A 14,389-nucleotide genomic window follows, 5' to 3' on the forward strand; every position below is an offset into this window, starting at 1 on the left:
CCCGCGCCGGACGTTTTGATGGGGAAATCAGGCAGCCTGCCAAGGTGGCAGCTTTGCCGTGGAATCAGTGGCAGCTTTCGCGTGGAATGGGTGGCAGGCTTCGTCTGGAATCAGTGGCAACCTTGGTCTGGAATACGCAGCCACGGAATCCACTGAAAAACACGGAAAGATAAAGACAAGGATGTTTTGCCACGAAAACCACGAAAGGACACTAAATAATAAGGCCTTTGTTTTACAAAAGGCATCCCCGAAAGACCGGACGGTCAGGGTGGTGTGGGAGAATTTTCTGCCGGAAAAAGATGTCTGAGCGAAGCGAGTTGTTTTTCCAAAGAAAATTCTCCCACACCACCCTGACCAGCCCCCAATACTTGCAAGCTTCGGGCACAAAAAACCGGGCCCTTTCGGAACCCGGTTTTTTCAAGACTAAACGGAGATTTTACTCTTCGCCTTCGTCCACTTCTTCAGCTTCGATGTCCAGAGGACGGCCGACCAGCTCTACGAATGCCATAGGGGCATTGTCGCCAGCACGGAAACCGCACTTCAGGATACGAAGGTAACCACCCGGACGCTCGCTGTAACGGGGGCCCAGCTCATCAAACAGCTTGGCTACCGCAGCATCGCTACGCAGGCGTGAGAACGCCAGACGACGATTTGCTACCGAATCATTCTTTGCGAGCGTGATCAACGGCTCAGCTACCCGACGCAGCTCTTTGGCTTTCGGGAGCGTCGTTTTGATCAGCTCGTGCTCAACCAGTGACGCAGTCATGTTACGGAACATGGCCTTGCGATGCGCACTGGTCCTGTTGAACTTACGACCACTCTTACGATGACGCATTGCTCTGATTCCTTACCTTAAACTAATCGGCGATCAACCGCCCAGAACCCGGTCATCACCACGAAGGCTTGCCGGCGGCCAGTTATCAAGACGCATACCCAGAGACAAACCACGGGACGCAAGAACGTCCTTGATCTCGGTAAGCGACTTTTTGCCAAGGTTAGGCGTCTTCAGCAGCTCCACTTCGGTGCGCTGGATAAGATCGCCGATATAGTAAATGTTTTCAGCCTTCAAGCAGTTAGCTGAACGCACAGTCAATTCCAGATCATCAACCGGACGCAGCAGAATCGGATCAATTTCTTCCTCTTCTTCTACGCGCTCTGGCTCTTTCTCATGATCGAAATCTACGAACACCGCCAGTTGCTGCTGGAGGATGGTAGCCGCCCGGCGAATTGCTTCTTCCGGATCGATAGTACCGTTGGTCTCCAGATCAATAACCAGCTTGTCCAGGTCTGTACGCTGCTCAACCCGAGCGCTCTCGACGGCATAAGCCACACGACGAACCGGGCTGAACGTAGCATCAAGCTGCAAGCGTCCGATGGCACGAGTTTCGTCCTCGTCCAGACCACGCTGATCAGCCGGCTCATAGCCGCGGCCACGTGCAACACGCAAACGCATGTTCACTTCGCCGTTTTCGCTCAGGTGACAGATCACGTGCTCCGGGTTAGCGATTTCCACATCGTGGTCCAGCTTGATATCGCCGGCAGTCACTACGCCCGGGCCTTTCTTGCTGAGCGTGAGCTCAGCATCGTCACGGCCGTGCATCTTTACGGCGACGCCTTTGAGATTCAGAAGAATCTCGATGACGTCTTCCTGGACACCTTCAATGGCACTGTACTCGTGCAGGACACCGTCGATCTGTGCTTCAGTCACGGCGCAGCCCGGCATTGAAGACAGAAGAATACGACGCAGCGCACTACCCAGGGTGTGACCGAAACCGCGTTCGAGCGGCTCCAGGGTCACCTTGGCGCGCGCGGCGCTGGATTCTTTCACGTCAATGGTACGAGGTGTCAATAACTCATGTACTGAACGCTGCATAGACGCCCCTATCTGCTATCGTTGCTAACTGGGCTTTACTTGGAGTAAAGCTCGACGATGAGGTTCTCGTTGATGTCGGCCGGCAGTTCAGTACGCTCAGGTACTGACTTGTAAACGCCGGACATCTTGTTGGCGTCAACCTCTACCCAGCTTACCGGTGCGCGGCTACCAGAGAGTTCCAGAGCGCCTTTAACACGCAACTGGTTCTTGGACTTTTCGCGCACACTCACAACGTCACCCGGCTTAACCTGGTAAGACGGAATGTTCACCGACTTATCATTCACCAGGATCGCCTTGTGAGAGACGAGCTGACGAGCTTCCGCACGGGTAGAACCAAAGCCCATGCGATATACAACGTTATCCAGACGGCCTTCCAGAAGTTGCAGCAGGTTCTCACCGGTTGCGCCCTTCCGACGGGCAGCCTCTTTGTAATAGCTACGGAACTGCTTCTCAAGCACACCGTAGATACGACGAACTTTTTGCTTCTCGCGAAGCTGCAAGCCGTATTCGGACAGACGACCGCGACGCGCGCCGTGCATACCCGGCGGAGTCTCGATGTTGCACTTGGAATCGAGCGCGCGTACGCCGCTCTTCAGAAAAAGATCTGTCCCTTCACGACGAGACAGCTTGCACTTCGGGCCTATATAACGAGCCATATTTCACTGTCTCCTGTGTTAGACGCGGCGCTTCTTGGGCGGACGACAGCCGTTGTGGGGAATCGGCGTCACATCAGTGATGTTGGTGATCTTGTACCCGCAGCCGTTAAGCGCGCGTACAGCGGATTCACGTCCGGGCCCAGGACCCTTAACCTCTACGTCCAGGTTTTTAAGGCCGTATTCAGCAGCCGCATTACCGGCTCTTTCAGCTGCTACCTGCGCAGCAAAAGGTGTGCTCTTACGTGAGCCGCGGAAACCGGAACCACCTGAGGTGGCCCAGGACAGGACGTTGCCCTGACGGTCCGAAATGGTCACGATGGTGTTGTTGAAGGACGCGTGAATGTGCGCGACGCCATCAACAACCGTCTTTTTCACCTTTTTACGGGTACGTGTACCTGGCTTTGCCATGTTTGCCTACCTGTTACTTACGAATAGGTTTGCGAGGACCTTTACGGGTGCGGGCGTTGGTCTTGGTGCGCTGACCACGGACCGGAAGGCCGTGACGATGGCGCAGACCACGGAAGCAACCGAGATCCTTCAAACGCTTAATGTTCATCTGTACTTCACGACGCAGATCGCCTTCGACGGTAAACTTGCCCACTTCAGTACGAAGTGCTTCAAGCTGCTCGTCGCTCAGGTCTTTGACCTTGGCGTCCGGCTTAACGCCGGTTGCATCGCAAAGCTTCTGGGCTGTTGTCTTGCCAACACCAAAGATGTAGGTCAGCGAGATAACAGCATGTTTGTGATCGGGTATATTGACACCGGCTATACGTGCCATCCAAATTACTCCGCGTTCAAAGCTTTGCTGTGTGAATTTTCCGCCACAAAAAGGGCGCGAAATAATAGCGCCTGACCCGTGGTCGAGTCAAGCGCCACTATTCCGAACCCCTTCTGCAATGTCAGTGCGATTCCGGAGAATCAGCCCTGGCGCTGCTTGTGGCGAGGCTCCGAGCAGATGACTCGCACTGAGCCATTGCGTCGAATTACTTTGCAGTTACGGCAAATTTTCTTTACCGAAGCGCGTACTTTCATTGTCGACTCCAGTTTTCAAGGGGAACGGCTTAATCAGCCGTTCCGACCATAGCCCTTGAGATTGGATTTCTTCATCAGCGATTCATACTGATGGGACATCAGGTGCGACTGAACCTGCGCCATGAAATCCATCACCACGACTACAACAATCAGCAGAGACGTACCACCAAGATAGAAAGGCACGTTACCCGCAACCATCAGGAACTGAGGGAACAGGGATACTGCTGCAATATACATAGCCCCGAACAACGTCAGACGGGTAAGCACACCATCGATGTACTTGGAGGTCTGTTCTCCCGGACGAATACCCGGGATAAACGCGCCGGAACGCTTGAGGTTATCCGCAACTTCTTTGGGGTTGTACATCAGCGCTGTGTAGAAGAAGCAGAAGAAGACTACTGCTGCTGCGAACAGAATGATATACAAAGGCTGGCTCGGCGCCAATGCCTGGGACACATCGCTCAGCCATTCCATGCCTTCACCCTGGCCAAACCACTGACCGAGCGAAGCCGGGAACAGCAGGATGGAAGAGGCAAAGATCGGCGGAATAACACCGGCCATGTTCACCTTCAGCGGCAGGTGGCTGGACTGCTGGGCAAATACCCGGCGCCCTTGCTGCCGCTTGGCATAGTTGATGGTAAGCCGGCGCTGGCCCCGCTCCATGAAGACCACGAAGCCGACAACCGCGATTGCCAGGACACCAATACCGAGCACTACCAACAGGCTCATTTCACCGTTACGGGCCTGCTCCAGGGTCTGACCAATAGCCCCCGGGAGACCGGCAACAATCCCTGCAAAAATCAGCAGGGAAATACCGTTACCGATACCACGCTCGGTGATCTGCTCGCCAAGCCACATCATGAAGACGGCACCACACACGAAGGAAACAACCGCCACAAAGTGGAAGCTGAAGCTGTCGTTAAAGGTAACGCCCTGAGAGGCCAGCCCCACAGAAATACCAAAGCCCTGAACCAGGGCCAGGATAACCGTACCATACCGGGTGTACTGACTGATCTTGCGACGACCAGCCTCGCCTTCTTTCTTCAGCTGCTCAAGCTGCGGACTAACCGCAGTCATGAGCTGCATGATAATAGAGGCAGAAATGTACGGCATGATACCGAGTGCGAAGATACTCATGCGCTCAAGCGCACCACCGGAAAACATGTTGAACAGACTCAGGATAGTACCCTGATTCTGGTCAAACAGTGCCGCCAACCGGTCCGGGTTGATGCCTGGAACCGGGATGTGGGCACCGATCCGGTACACCAACAGCGCCAGGAAGACAAACCAGAGCCGCGAACGCAGCTCTGCAAATCCTTTTCCGGCGCCCGCAGGCAATGATGCTGTCTTGGCCATTTAGTCCTCGACTCGTCTTAGTCTTCGACTTTCCCACCCGCGGCAATGATTGCCTCGCGTGCGCCTTTGGTGACACGTAGCCCTTTAACGGTTACTGCGCGGTCCAGCTCGCCAGACAGCATAACCTTGGCTTCGCGAATTTCTTCACGAATGATGTCAGCCTTTTTCAGTGCAGCCAGGTCGACTACATCGCCTTCTACCTTCGCCAGTTCGTTCAGGCGAATCTCAGCAACGTAACGCTGCTGGCGGGAGGTGAAACCAAACTTCGGCAGACGACGGGCCAGAGGCTGCTGACCACCCTCGAAACCAGGGGCTACAGAGCCACCGGAACGGGATTTCAGACCTTTGTGACCGCGACCACCGGTTTTACCCAGACCGCTACCGATACCACGACCAACGCGCTTGGCGCTAGGACGTGAACCAGGTTCCGGAGCAAGTTCGTTCAGACGCATCTTAGTTCTCCTCAACCTGAACCAGGTAGTTAACCCGGTTGATCATGCCGCGAATGGAAGGAGTATCTTCCACTTCAACGGTGTGACCGATTTTACGAAGACCCAGACCCTTTACACACAGCTTGTGCTTGGGCTGACAGCCGATCGGGCTGCGGGTCAGAGTTACTTTGATCGTTTTTGCGTTCGCCATGACTTCAACCCAGAATATCTTCGACGGATTTACCGCGCTTGGCTGCAATATCTTCAGGCGCCTTCATGGCCTGCAGACCCTTGATGGTGGAACGTACCACGTTCACCGGGTTGGTAGAGCCGTAGCACTTGGACAGAACGTTCTGAACGCCTGCCACTTCCAGCACCGCACGCATCGCACCACCGGCGATAACACCGGTACCTTCAGATGCCGGCTGCATGTACACCTTGGAACCGCCGTGCTGGGCGCGAACCGGGTACTGCAGAGTGTTGCCGTCAAGCGCCACATCTACCATGTTCTTGCGAGCAGCTTCCATCGCCTTCTGGATGGCTACCGGAACTTCCCGGGCCTTACCACGACCGAAACCAACGCGTCCTTTACCATCACCCACCACAGTCAGTGCGGTGAAGGCAAAAATCCGGCCGCCTTTAACAACCTTGGCGACGCGGTTTACCTGAACCAGCCTTTCCTGGAGCTCAGGCGCCTTCTGTTCGTTAACGCTCATCTTCTCCACCTCTTAGAATTGCAAGCCAGCTTCACGGGCTGCGTCGGCCAGAGCCTGGACGCGACCGTGATAACGGTAACCTGAGCGGTCAAAAGCGACCTTCTCAATGCCTGCTGCCTTGGCACGCTCAGCAATCAGCTGACCGACCTTCTTGGCAGCGTCCACGTTACCGGTTGCACCCTGGCGCAGTTCCTTATCCAACGTGGAGGCAGTGGCCAGCACTTTGCTGCCATCTGCAGTTGTAACCTGGGCGTACATATGACGCGGAGTGCGGTGAACGCACAGACGGTCAGTACCCAGCTCACGAATCTTCATGCGCACTTTACGTGCGCGACGCAGTCTTTCGATATTCGCGCTCATAGTCCCGCCTTATTTCTTCTTGGCTTCTTTGCGTCTGACCTGCTCATCCGCATAACGAACACCCTTACCCTTATAAGGCTCGGGCGGACGGAACGCGCGAATTTCAGCAGCGACCTGGCCAACCTGTTGCTTGTCGATACCGCGAATCACAACTTCCGTATTGGACGGAGTTTCAGCGGTAACACCCTCGGGCAGCTCATACTCGACCGGATGGGAAAAACCCAGGGTCAGGTTAAGCTTCTTACCTTGCGCCTGCGCACGGTAACCTACGCCCGTCAGCTGCAGCTTGCGCTCCCAGCCTGTGGATACGCCGGCAACCATGTTGTTAACCAGCGCACGAGTAGTACCAGCAAGAGCGCGGGACTGTTTGGCACCATCGCGTGCAGCAAAGCGAAGAGTACCCTCTTCCTGCTTTACTTCTACCGCTTGGTGAATGGTGAATTGAAGCGCTCCCTTGGAGCCCTTCACGTTAATTTCCTGTCCGTTCAGCTTGACCTCAACACCGGAAGGCAGCACGACAGGATTATTGGCAACCCTGGACATGTGTATCTCCTAGAATACGGTGCAGATGACTTCGCCACCCACGCCTGCAGCTCGTGCGGCGCGGTCTGTCATAACGCCCTTGGACGTTGAGACAATCGCGACTCCCAGACCACCGGATACTTTCGGCAGTTTCCCGGCGCCTTTGTACTGGCGCAGACTCGGACGGCTAACCCGCTTGATCTCTTCAATAACCGGCTTGCCACCGAAGTATTTCAGAGTAATGGTCAGCTCGGGCTTCGCGTCAGCTGAAACAGAGAAATCCTCAACGTAACCTTCGTCCTTCAGGACCTGGGCTACGGAGACCTTCATTTTGGAAGATGGCATCGTTACGTCAGCTTTTGACGCCATCTGGGCATTACGGATACGGGTAAACATATCCGCAAGCGTGTCTTGCATACTCATTAGTATGAGGCTCCTGATCTTTTTAGTTGTGCAGCGGCGTGCCGCACCGCTTACCAACAGGCACCTGACCGAAGTCAGGTTGCCTATCTTACCAGCTTGCCTTGGTCAGGCCCGGAACGTCACCGCGCATGCCGTATTCACGGAGTTTAATCCGTGAAAGCTCGAACTTACGCAGAACGCCGTGGGGACGACCAGTCACCTGGCAACGATTCCGAAGACGCGAAGGAGATGAATCACGCGGAAGCTGCTGGAGCTTCATTTGTGCATCCCAACGGTCATCGTCGCTGGTATTCGGGTTTTTGATAATCGCCTTGAGCTCAGCGCGCTTGGCAGCATATTTCGCTACCAGTTGCTCGCGCTTTTGCTCGCGGTTCTTCATTGAAACCTTCGCCATGTCACTCGTTCCTTATTTCTTGAACGGAAAGCCAAAGGCTTTCAACAGTTCGCGACCTTCGTCGTCGGTACCGGCAGTGGTGGTGATGGTGATATCCAGCCCGCGGATCTTGTCGACTTTGTCGTACTCGATCTCAGGGAAGATGATCTGCTCACGAACACCCATGCTGTAGTTACCGCGACCATCGAAGGATTTCGGATTAAGACCGCGGAAGTCACGAATGCGGGGAACCGCAATGTGCACCAGACGATCAAAGAAATCCCACATGCGCTCACCGCGCAGGGTCACTTTACAGCCAATCGGCCAACCTTCACGGATTTTGAAACCCGCTACGGATTTGCGTGCCTTGGTGACAACCGCTTTCTGACCTGCCAGGCGCTCAAGATCCGCCACGGCATTCTCAATCAGCTTTTTGTCACCAACCGCTTCGCCAACACCCATGTTCAGGGTGATTTTCTCGATACGCGGCACCTGCATAACGTTCTTGTAACCGAACTCTTTCTGCAGGGCGGGTACCACTTCCTTAGTGTACTGCTCTTTCATGTTAAGCATCGTAACCACCACCGCTTACTGGTTATCGACAGCTTCGTTCGTGGACTTGAAGATCCGCACTTTGCTGCCGTCTTCCTTGATCTGGAAGCCAACACGATCGGCTTTGCCGGTCTGCGGATTAAAAATAGCCACGTTGGAAGCCTGGATAGGCGCTTCTTTCTCGACGATACCACCCGGGGTGCCGAGCATCGGGTTCGGTTTTGTGTGCTTCTTCATCATGTTGATGCCAGAAACAATCACGCGACCGTCGTCCTGAACCTTCAGGACTTTACCACGTTTGCCTTTGTCTTTCCCCGTGGTGACGATTACTTCGTCATCTCGTTTGATCTTTTTCATAACCGGCCTCTGGTCCTTTAAAGTACTTCGGGTGCCAGTGAGATAATCTTCATGAACTTCTCGTTACGCAGTTCACGGGTAACCGGTCCGAAGATACGGGTACCAATGGGAGCGTCCTGATTGTTCAGAAGTACCGCCGCGTTACCGTCAAAACGGATCAGAGAACCGTCCGGACGACGCACACCCTTACGGGTACGTACTACAACAGCCTTCAGGACCTGGCCTTTTTTCACCTTGCCGCGGGGGATGGCTTCCTTAACGGTTACCTTGATGATATCCCCAACGGTTGCATAACGCCGGTGAGATCCGCCCAGGACCTTGATGCACATAACCTGACGTGCACCACTGTTATCCGCGACTTCAAGCATTGTTTGAGTCTGAATCATGGTTGTTCTCCGGGCGAATTACACCTTGGCAGCGCGTTCGGTGACTTCCACCAGGGCCCAGGTCTTGGTCTTGGAGACCGGACGGGTTTCCTGGATGGTAACGGTGTCACCAATGTTGCACTGATTGCTTTCATCGTGTGCATGGATCTTGGTTGAACGCTTCATGTACTTACCGTACAGAGGGTGTTTCACCTGACGCTCAACCAGGACCACGATGGACTTGTCCATCTTGTTGCTCACGACCTTGCCGCTCAGAGTTCTGGCAGTTTGGGTAGCTTCGGTCATGTCACTGTCCTGCCTTTTCATTCAATACTGTTTTCACGCGAGCGATATCGCGCTTCACCTTGCCGAGAAGGTGAGACTGATTCAGCTGACCTGTCGCCTTGCGCATGCGCAGGTTGAACTGCTCCTTCAGGAGGTCGATCAGCTCTTTGTTCAGCTCCTCGACTGACTTTTCACGCAGCTCTGTTGCTTTCATCACATCACCGTCCTCTTAACAAAGGTGGTCTGTACCGGCAGTTTGGCGGCAGCCAGAGTGAAAGCTTCGCGGGCGATTTCTTCCGCTACGCCTTCCATCTCGTAAAGCATACGGCCTGGCTGAATCTCAGCCACCCAATACTCGACAGAACCTTTACCTTTACCCATACGTACTTCAAGCGGCTTACCGGTGATCGGCTTGTCCGGGAATACCCGGATCCAGATCTTACCGCCCCGCTTGATGCGGCGAGTCATGGTACGACGCGCTGCCTCAATCTGGCGCGCAGTTATACGCCCACGGCTAGTCGCCTTCAATCCGTATTCACCGAAGCTCACCTTATTGGCGCGGTGAGCAAGACCAGTGTTACGGCCTTTCATTACCTTGCGGAATTTGGTGCGTTTTGGTTGCAGCATAAGAGTGCCCCTTTACTTAGAACCTTTCTTCCCAGAGGCTTTCTTGTCAGCACGGACCTGCTCCATACCACCAAGAATCTCACCTTTGAAGATCCATACCTTTACGCCGATAATGCCGTAAGTGGTCTTCGCTTCGTAGGTTGCATAATCAATATCTGCACGCAGTGTGTGCAGAGGTACACGACCTTCGCGATACCACTCGGAACGTGCGATCTCAGCACCCCCAAGACGACCACCAACCTGAATCTTGATACCCTTGGCACCCTGGCGCATGGCATTCTGTACCGCACGCTTCATAGCGCGACGGAACATCACACGACGCTCCAGCTGGCCGGCAACGTTCTGCGCTACCAGGCGGGCATCCAGGTCCGGTTTGCGGACTTCTTCGATGTTGATGTGCACGGGCACACCCATCATGTCGCTAACTTCGCGACGCAGACGATCAACATCTTCACCCTTCTTACCGATAACAATACCGGGGCGGGCGGTATGGATCGTGATCCGGGCGTTCTGAGCAGGGCGCTCGATCACGATCTTGCTGACAGACGCCTTAACCAGACGCTTGTCGAGGAACTCGCGAACCTGAATATCATTCAGCAGATTCTTCGCGTAGTCCTTCTTGTCGGCATACCACACTGAGTTGTGCTCTTTGATCACACCCAGGCGAATGCCGGTTGGATTTACTTTATGACCCATCTGAGCATCTCCTACTTGTCGGCGACCTTGACGGTGATATGACAGGTGCGCTTGAAAATACGATCAGCGCGCCCCTTGGCTCGAGCTTTGATTCGCTTGAGCGTTGGGCCCTCATCCACCATAACGGTGGAAACCCTCAGATCATCTACGTCCAGACCTTCGTTATGCTCAGCGTTGGCAATGGCAGACTCAAGAGCCTTCTTGATTACTACCGCTGCCTTCTTCGGGCTGAAAGTCAGAATGTTCAGGGCGTCCTCAACAGCCTTGCCGCGTACCTGGTCGGCGACAAGACGTGCTTTCTGAGCTGAGAGGCGAGCGCCCTTATACTTGGCTGCTACTTCCATTTCTATTACCTCACAATCAGCGTTTAGCTTTCTTGTCGGCCGCATGGCCACGATAAGTACGCGTTGCCGCGAACTCACCCAGTTTATGACCGACCATATCTTCGGTGACATAAACCGGCACGTGCTGCTTGCCGTTGTGGACTGCAATGGTCAGGCCTACCATCTCCGGAAAAACTGTTGACCGGCGGGACCAGGTTTTAATGGGCCGCTTGTCATTTCCTTCCAGAGCTGCCTCGACCTTCTTCAACAGATGCAGGTCTATAAAAGGACCTTTCTTTAAAGAACGTGGCACAGCAATTACCTCTATGTAGTCGTTTACTTGGCTGAACGACGACGTACTATCATCTTGTCAGTACGCTTGTTCTTACGAGTCTTATGCCCTTTGGTCGGAACACCCCACGGAGTAACCGGGTGACGTCCGCCAGAGGTACGCCCTTCACCACCACCATGCGGGTGGTCAACTGGGTTCATAGCAACACCACGTACTGTTGGACGTTTACCGCGCCAACGTGATGCACCCGCTTTACCAAGCTGCTTGAGGCTGTGCTCGCTGTTGGATACTTCACCCAGCGTTGCACGGCAATCTACAAGCACCTTACGCATTTCACCTGAACGCAGGCGGATAGTGGCATACGCCCCTTCCCGAGCTACCAGCTGTACGGATGCGCCCGCGGAGCGAGCCAGCTGGGCACCTTTGCCAGGCTTCAGTTCGACGCAGTGGATCACAGAACCGACCGGAATGTTCCGGAGCGGCAGAGTGGAGCCCACCTTGATCGGCGCGTCGACGCCGGAACGCACTGGATCGCCAGCTTTCATACCCTTGGGAGCGATGATGTAGCGACGCTCGCCATCGGAGTACTTCAGCAGTGCGATGTGCGCAGAGCGGTTAGGATCATATTCCAGGCGCTCAATGATCGCCGGGATACCATCTTTGGTCCGCTTGAAATCGATAACACGGTAGTGTTGCTTATGACCACCACCAATGTGACGAGTAGTAATGCGGCCAGCATTGTTACGGCCACCAGACTTACTCTTAGTTTCTACCAACGGCTCGTAAGGACGTCCTTTGTGCAGATCCGGGTTGTAAAGTTTTACAACGTGACGGCGTCCGGCAGATGTTGGCTTGGTTTTGACGATCGGCATATTACGACCCCTTTACCTTATTCCACATCCAGAAAATCGATGTCCTGACCTTCTGCCAGCTTGACGTAAGCCTTACGAATGTCATTACGCTTGCCGAACCCGCGGATAGTGCGCTTGAGCTTACCCTTACGGTTCAGAACCTGAACACCTTCGACGGTGACGTTGAACAGCTGCTCAACGGCTTTTTTGATCTCCGGCTTGGTTGCATCAGGGGCTACACGAAACACCACCTGACCACGCTCTGCCGCCAGAGACGCTTTTTCTGATACGTGCGGCCCAAGCAGGACCTTGTAAATACGTTCCTGATTCATCCCAGCATCTCCTCGATCTTCTTCAGAGCGGGAACAGTCACCACGACTTTCTCGAAGGCAACCAGGCTGACCGGATCCAGACCCGCTACGTCGCGAACATCCACGTGGGGAATGTTGCGGGAAGCCAGGTGCAGGTTCTGCTCAACGTTCTCGGACAGGATCAGGGCATTGGAAACACCCAGGTCCTTCAGCTTGGCAGTAAAGGCTTTGGTCTTGGGGGAGTCGACATTGATGTCGTCAACCACAACCAGACGCTCCTGACGAACCAGCTCGGAGAGAATGGAACACATAGCCGCACGGTACATCTTGCGGTTAACCTTCTGCTCGAAGTCGCGAGGCTTGGCAGCGAAGGTTACACCACCGGAGCGCCAGATCGGGCTACGGATGGTGCCGGCACGTGCACGGCCGGTACCCTTCTGGCGCCACGGCTTCTTGCCGCCGCCACTAACTTCGGAACGTGTTTTCTGAGCCTTGGTACCCTGACGGCCAGCTGCCATGTAGGCAGTTACCACCTGGTGAACCAGAGCCTCATTAAAATCTTTGGCAAATGCAGCGTCGGAAACAGAGATTCCCTTGCCGCTACCAGTAATTGTTAATTCCATCGCACCGCTCCTCAGGCTTTAACTGCAGGCTTGATGACAACATCGCCGCCAGTTGCGCCAGGTACGGCACCACTTACCAGCAGCAGGTTGCGCTCGGCATCGACACGGACAATCTTCAGGTTTTGCACAGTAACCTGCGCATTACCCAGCTGACCGGCCATTTTCTTGCCCTTGAATACCTTGCCCGGAGTCTGGTTCTGACCAATGGAACCCGGAGCACGGTGGGACAGAGAGTTACCGTGAGTAGCGTCCTGCATAGAGAAGTTCCAGCGCTTTACGCCGCCCTGGAAACCCTTACCCTTGGACTGACCGATGGCATCAACCACCTGACCGTCTTCGAATACAGAGACAGTGAGCTCGCCACCCGCAGCCAGCTCTTCGCCTTCGCCGTCAGCCAGACGGAATTCCCACACACCACGACCAGCCTCGACACCCGCTTTCGCGAAGTGACCAGCAGCCGCCTTGTTTACACGGGAGGAACGACGAGAACCTACGGTTACCTGTACTGCACGGTAGCCGTCGCTTTCGAGAGTTTTGAGTTGGGTAATGCGGTTGGGCTCAACCTCAATTACCGTGACAGGCAGGGCCTGTCCTTCGTCCGTAAAAATACGGGTCATACCGGCCTTACGACCGACAACACCAATTGCCATGTTTCACCTCTTAAGTGTACGGGGCTCGCACCCTCTATGGCCTATGACAGTTACACAGACTAATACCGGGCGGTATTAGCCGAGGCTGATCTGAACGTCTACACCTGCTGCCAGGTCCAGTTTCATCAGAGCATCCACTGTCTTTTCCGTCGGCTCAACAATGTCGAGCAGACGCTTGTGCGTACGAATTTCATACTGATCACGCGCGTCTTTGTTGACGTGCGGAGAGATCAATACCGTGTACTTTTCCTTCCGCGTCGGCAGAGGGATTGGACCACGCACCTGAGCGCCGGTCCGCTTAGCGGTATCGACGATCTCCTGCGTGGACTGGTCGATCAGGCGATAATCAAACGCCTTCAACCGGATTCGAATTTTTTGGCTTTGCATGATGCACCAAACTCCACTCGTAGCAGCTACTAGTTAGCCGACCTTCAAAAAAAGGAGCCGCATTGTATGCATAATACCCAACCGTGTCAACTGCCACTGCAATCGACACCGCCAGGTACGCTTTTGCGACTTAAACGGAAAAAGGGGCTGAATGATTCAGCCCCTTTTTCCTGATCAATCGAGCATATTACTCGATGATCTTGGATACCACGCCGGCACCAACGGTACGGCCGCCTTCACGAATCGCGAAGCGCAGACCATCTTCCATGGCGATCGGAGCGATCAGGGTAACAGTCATTTTCACGTTGTCACCCGGCATTACCATTTC

At 54.5% G+C, this 14,389-nt stretch carries 28 protein-coding genes and 1 pseudogene; all 29 read right to left on the reverse strand.

Annotation, left to right across the window (positions count from 1 at the left end):
• Positions 1-436: 436 nt before the first annotated feature.
• Complete coding sequence (rplQ, locus tag H3Z84_RS11780) at positions 437-835, reverse strand: 50S ribosomal protein L17 (RefSeq protein WP_058341459.1); 399 nt, start codon at positions 833-835, stop codon at positions 437-439.
• 33 nt (positions 836-868) lie between these two features.
• Positions 869-1,873 carry a DNA-directed RNA polymerase subunit alpha gene (locus H3Z84_RS11785; RefSeq protein ID WP_058341458.1) on the reverse strand — a complete coding sequence of 335 codons (1,005 nt, stop codon included), beginning with the start codon at positions 1,871-1,873 and terminating at the stop codon, positions 869-871.
• A 35-nt stretch (positions 1,874-1,908) separates the two neighbouring features.
• Complete coding sequence (gene rpsD / locus H3Z84_RS11790; RefSeq protein ID WP_022989798.1) at positions 1,909-2,529, reverse strand: 30S ribosomal protein S4; 621 nt, start codon at positions 2,527-2,529, stop codon at positions 1,909-1,911.
• A gap of 18 nt (positions 2,530-2,547) precedes the next feature.
• A complete protein-coding gene (gene rpsK / locus H3Z84_RS11795) occupies positions 2,548-2,937 on the reverse strand; it encodes a 30S ribosomal protein S11 (protein WP_004580767.1) in 390 nt (129 codons plus the stop codon).
• A gap of 13 nt (positions 2,938-2,950) precedes the next feature.
• On the reverse strand, positions 2,951-3,307 hold the full coding sequence (gene rpsM, locus H3Z84_RS11800; protein ID WP_022989797.1) for a 30S ribosomal protein S13: 357 nt from the start codon (positions 3,305-3,307) through the stop codon (positions 2,951-2,953).
• Positions 3,308-3,447: 140 nt separating this feature from the next.
• Positions 3,448-3,561, reverse strand: a complete 114-nt coding sequence (gene rpmJ / locus H3Z84_RS11805; RefSeq protein WP_008174902.1) for a 50S ribosomal protein L36 — start codon at positions 3,559-3,561, stop codon at positions 3,448-3,450.
• A 33-nt stretch (positions 3,562-3,594) separates the two neighbouring features.
• Complete coding sequence (secY, locus tag H3Z84_RS11810) at positions 3,595-4,917, reverse strand: preprotein translocase subunit SecY (RefSeq protein WP_036219842.1); 1,323 nt, start codon at positions 4,915-4,917, stop codon at positions 3,595-3,597.
• 17 nt (positions 4,918-4,934) lie between these two features.
• The gene (rplO, locus tag H3Z84_RS11815) at positions 4,935-5,369 is read right to left on the reverse strand and encodes a 50S ribosomal protein L15 (protein WP_022989795.1); all 435 of its coding nucleotides are present in this window, start codon (positions 5,367-5,369) and stop codon (positions 4,935-4,937) included.
• A 1-nt stretch (position 5,370) separates the two neighbouring features.
• Positions 5,371-5,559, reverse strand: a complete 189-nt coding sequence (gene rpmD / locus H3Z84_RS11820) for a 50S ribosomal protein L30 (RefSeq protein WP_007153997.1) — start codon at positions 5,557-5,559, stop codon at positions 5,371-5,373.
• A gap of 4 nt (positions 5,560-5,563) precedes the next feature.
• Positions 5,564-6,064: a 30S ribosomal protein S5 gene (gene rpsE, locus H3Z84_RS11825; protein WP_022989794.1), complete on the reverse strand. Its 501-nt coding sequence runs from the start codon at positions 6,062-6,064 to the stop codon at positions 5,564-5,566.
• A 12-nt stretch (positions 6,065-6,076) separates the two neighbouring features.
• A complete protein-coding gene (gene rplR, locus H3Z84_RS11830; protein WP_022989793.1) occupies positions 6,077-6,424 on the reverse strand; it encodes a 50S ribosomal protein L18 in 348 nt (115 codons plus the stop codon).
• Positions 6,425-6,433: 9 nt separating this feature from the next.
• Positions 6,434-6,967, reverse strand: a complete 534-nt coding sequence (gene rplF, locus H3Z84_RS11835; RefSeq protein ID WP_022989792.1) for a 50S ribosomal protein L6 — start codon at positions 6,965-6,967, stop codon at positions 6,434-6,436.
• A gap of 9 nt (positions 6,968-6,976) precedes the next feature.
• Entirely contained in the window at positions 6,977-7,369 is a 393-nt protein-coding gene (gene rpsH, locus H3Z84_RS11840; RefSeq protein WP_022989791.1) for a 30S ribosomal protein S8, read from the reverse strand.
• An 88-nt stretch (positions 7,370-7,457) separates the two neighbouring features.
• Positions 7,458-7,763 (reverse strand): 30S ribosomal protein S14, encoded by a 306-nt coding sequence (rpsN, locus tag H3Z84_RS11845; protein ID WP_022989790.1) that lies wholly within the window; start codon positions 7,761-7,763, stop codon positions 7,458-7,460.
• A 12-nt stretch (positions 7,764-7,775) separates the two neighbouring features.
• Positions 7,776-8,315: a 50S ribosomal protein L5 gene (rplE, locus tag H3Z84_RS11850; protein WP_058090001.1), complete on the reverse strand. Its 540-nt coding sequence runs from the start codon at positions 8,313-8,315 to the stop codon at positions 7,776-7,778.
• A gap of 15 nt (positions 8,316-8,330) precedes the next feature.
• The gene (gene rplX, locus H3Z84_RS11855) at positions 8,331-8,651 is read right to left on the reverse strand and encodes a 50S ribosomal protein L24 (RefSeq protein ID WP_022989788.1); all 321 of its coding nucleotides are present in this window, start codon (positions 8,649-8,651) and stop codon (positions 8,331-8,333) included.
• Between the two features lie 17 nt (positions 8,652-8,668).
• A complete protein-coding gene (rplN, locus tag H3Z84_RS11860; RefSeq protein WP_011784252.1) occupies positions 8,669-9,037 on the reverse strand; it encodes a 50S ribosomal protein L14 in 369 nt (122 codons plus the stop codon).
• An 18-nt stretch (positions 9,038-9,055) separates the two neighbouring features.
• The gene (rpsQ, locus tag H3Z84_RS11865; RefSeq protein WP_022989787.1) at positions 9,056-9,322 is read right to left on the reverse strand and encodes a 30S ribosomal protein S17; all 267 of its coding nucleotides are present in this window, start codon (positions 9,320-9,322) and stop codon (positions 9,056-9,058) included.
• A gap of 1 nt (position 9,323) precedes the next feature.
• Positions 9,324-9,515, reverse strand: coding sequence for a 50S ribosomal protein L29 (gene rpmC, locus H3Z84_RS11870; protein WP_008174877.1), 192 nt, complete (start codon positions 9,513-9,515; stop codon positions 9,324-9,326).
• A complete protein-coding gene (rplP, locus tag H3Z84_RS11875) occupies positions 9,515-9,928 on the reverse strand; it encodes a 50S ribosomal protein L16 (RefSeq protein ID WP_022989786.1) in 414 nt (137 codons plus the stop codon). Before rplP ends, rpmC begins: the two co-directional genes overlap by 1 nt.
• Before the next feature lie 12 nt (positions 9,929-9,940).
• Positions 9,941-10,624 (reverse strand): 30S ribosomal protein S3, encoded by a 684-nt coding sequence (rpsC, locus tag H3Z84_RS11880; protein ID WP_022989785.1) that lies wholly within the window; start codon positions 10,622-10,624, stop codon positions 9,941-9,943.
• Positions 10,625-10,635: 11 nt separating this feature from the next.
• Positions 10,636-10,968, reverse strand: a complete 333-nt coding sequence (gene rplV, locus H3Z84_RS11885; RefSeq protein ID WP_008940674.1) for a 50S ribosomal protein L22 — start codon at positions 10,966-10,968, stop codon at positions 10,636-10,638.
• 16 nt (positions 10,969-10,984) lie between these two features.
• A complete protein-coding gene (rpsS, locus tag H3Z84_RS11890) occupies positions 10,985-11,260 on the reverse strand; it encodes a 30S ribosomal protein S19 (RefSeq protein WP_036219840.1) in 276 nt (91 codons plus the stop codon).
• 23 nt (positions 11,261-11,283) lie between these two features.
• The gene (rplB, locus tag H3Z84_RS11895) at positions 11,284-12,111 is read right to left on the reverse strand and encodes a 50S ribosomal protein L2 (RefSeq protein ID WP_022989783.1); all 828 of its coding nucleotides are present in this window, start codon (positions 12,109-12,111) and stop codon (positions 11,284-11,286) included.
• Between the two features lie 17 nt (positions 12,112-12,128).
• Positions 12,129-12,422: a 50S ribosomal protein L23 gene (gene rplW, locus H3Z84_RS11900; RefSeq protein ID WP_008174862.1), complete on the reverse strand. Its 294-nt coding sequence runs from the start codon at positions 12,420-12,422 to the stop codon at positions 12,129-12,131.
• Entirely contained in the window at positions 12,419-13,024 is a 606-nt protein-coding gene (rplD, locus tag H3Z84_RS11905; RefSeq protein ID WP_022989782.1) for a 50S ribosomal protein L4, read from the reverse strand. Before rplD ends, rplW begins: the two co-directional genes overlap by 4 nt.
• Positions 13,025-13,035: 11 nt before the next feature.
• On the reverse strand, positions 13,036-13,674 hold the full coding sequence (rplC, locus tag H3Z84_RS11910; protein ID WP_022989781.1) for a 50S ribosomal protein L3: 639 nt from the start codon (positions 13,672-13,674) through the stop codon (positions 13,036-13,038).
• Positions 13,675-13,749: 75 nt separating this feature from the next.
• Entirely contained in the window at positions 13,750-14,061 is a 312-nt protein-coding gene (rpsJ, locus tag H3Z84_RS11915) for a 30S ribosomal protein S10 (protein ID WP_004580743.1), read from the reverse strand.
• 187 nt (positions 14,062-14,248) lie between these two features.
• Positions 14,249-14,389, reverse strand: a pseudogene (gene tuf, locus H3Z84_RS11920) (elongation factor Tu); the annotation flags it as partial.

This window comes from Marinobacter sp. bablab_jr003 (assembly GCF_016464245.1).
Lineage (GTDB): Bacteria > Pseudomonadota > Gammaproteobacteria > Pseudomonadales > Oleiphilaceae > Marinobacter > Marinobacter vinifirmus.

Excerpts from the sequence above, each read along its gene's own strand:
- rplQ (WP_058341459.1), bottom strand. The coding sequence starts at position 835 with ATGCGTCATCGTAAGAGTGGTCGTAAGTTCAACAGGACCAGTGCGCAT.
- H3Z84_RS11785 (WP_058341458.1), bottom strand. The coding sequence starts at position 1,873 with ATGCAGCGTTCAGTACATGAGTTATTGACACCTCGTACCATTGACGTG.
- rpsD (WP_022989798.1), bottom strand. The coding sequence starts at position 2,529 with ATGGCTCGTTATATAGGCCCGAAGTGCAAGCTGTCTCGTCGTGAAGGG.
- rpsK (WP_004580767.1), bottom strand. The coding sequence starts at position 2,937 with ATGGCAAAGCCAGGTACACGTACCCGTAAAAAGGTGAAAAAGACGGTT.
- rpsM (WP_022989797.1), bottom strand. The coding sequence starts at position 3,307 with ATGGCACGTATAGCCGGTGTCAATATACCCGATCACAAACATGCTGTT.
- rpmJ (WP_008174902.1), bottom strand. The coding sequence starts at position 3,561 with ATGAAAGTACGCGCTTCGGTAAAGAAAATTTGCCGTAACTGCAAAGTA.
- secY (WP_036219842.1), bottom strand. The coding sequence starts at position 4,917 with ATGGCCAAGACAGCATCATTGCCTGCGGGCGCCGGAAAAGGATTTGCA.
- rplO (WP_022989795.1), bottom strand. The coding sequence starts at position 5,369 with ATGCGTCTGAACGAACTTGCTCCGGAACCTGGTTCACGTCCTAGCGCC.
- rpmD (WP_007153997.1), bottom strand. The coding sequence starts at position 5,559 with ATGGCGAACGCAAAAACGATCAAAGTAACTCTGACCCGCAGCCCGATC.
- rpsE (WP_022989794.1), bottom strand. The coding sequence starts at position 6,064 with ATGAGCGTTAACGAACAGAAGGCGCCTGAGCTCCAGGAAAGGCTGGTT.
- rplR (WP_022989793.1), bottom strand. The coding sequence starts at position 6,424 with ATGAGCGCGAATATCGAAAGACTGCGTCGCGCACGTAAAGTGCGCATG.
- rplF (WP_022989792.1), bottom strand. The coding sequence starts at position 6,967 with ATGTCCAGGGTTGCCAATAATCCTGTCGTGCTGCCTTCCGGTGTTGAG.
- rpsH (WP_022989791.1), bottom strand. The coding sequence starts at position 7,369 with ATGAGTATGCAAGACACGCTTGCGGATATGTTTACCCGTATCCGTAAT.
- rpsN (WP_022989790.1), bottom strand. The coding sequence starts at position 7,763 with ATGGCGAAGGTTTCAATGAAGAACCGCGAGCAAAAGCGCGAGCAACTG.
- rplE (WP_058090001.1), bottom strand. The coding sequence starts at position 8,315 with ATGCTTAACATGAAAGAGCAGTACACTAAGGAAGTGGTACCCGCCCTG.
- rplX (WP_022989788.1), bottom strand. The coding sequence starts at position 8,651 with ATGAAAAAGATCAAACGAGATGACGAAGTAATCGTCACCACGGGGAAA.
- rplN (WP_011784252.1), bottom strand. The coding sequence starts at position 9,037 with ATGATTCAGACTCAAACAATGCTTGAAGTCGCGGATAACAGTGGTGCA.
- rpsQ (WP_022989787.1), bottom strand. The coding sequence starts at position 9,322 with ATGACCGAAGCTACCCAAACTGCCAGAACTCTGAGCGGCAAGGTCGTG.
- rpmC (WP_008174877.1), bottom strand. The coding sequence starts at position 9,515 with ATGAAAGCAACAGAGCTGCGTGAAAAGTCAGTCGAGGAGCTGAACAAA.
- rplP (WP_022989786.1), bottom strand. The coding sequence starts at position 9,928 with ATGCTGCAACCAAAACGCACCAAATTCCGCAAGGTAATGAAAGGCCGT.
- rpsC (WP_022989785.1), bottom strand. The coding sequence starts at position 10,624 with ATGGGTCATAAAGTAAATCCAACCGGCATTCGCCTGGGTGTGATCAAA.
- rplV (WP_008940674.1), bottom strand. The coding sequence starts at position 10,968 with ATGGAAGTAGCAGCCAAGTATAAGGGCGCTCGCCTCTCAGCTCAGAAA.
- rplB (WP_022989783.1), bottom strand. The coding sequence starts at position 12,111 with ATGCCGATCGTCAAAACCAAGCCAACATCTGCCGGACGCCGTCACGTT.
- rplW (WP_008174862.1), bottom strand. The coding sequence starts at position 12,422 with ATGAATCAGGAACGTATTTACAAGGTCCTGCTTGGGCCGCACGTATCA.
- rplD (WP_022989782.1), bottom strand. The coding sequence starts at position 13,024 with ATGGAATTAACAATTACTGGTAGCGGCAAGGGAATCTCTGTTTCCGAC.
- rplC (WP_022989781.1), bottom strand. The coding sequence starts at position 13,674 with ATGGCAATTGGTGTTGTCGGTCGTAAGGCCGGTATGACCCGTATTTTT.
- rpsJ (WP_004580743.1), bottom strand. The coding sequence starts at position 14,061 with ATGCAAAGCCAAAAAATTCGAATCCGGTTGAAGGCGTTTGATTATCGC.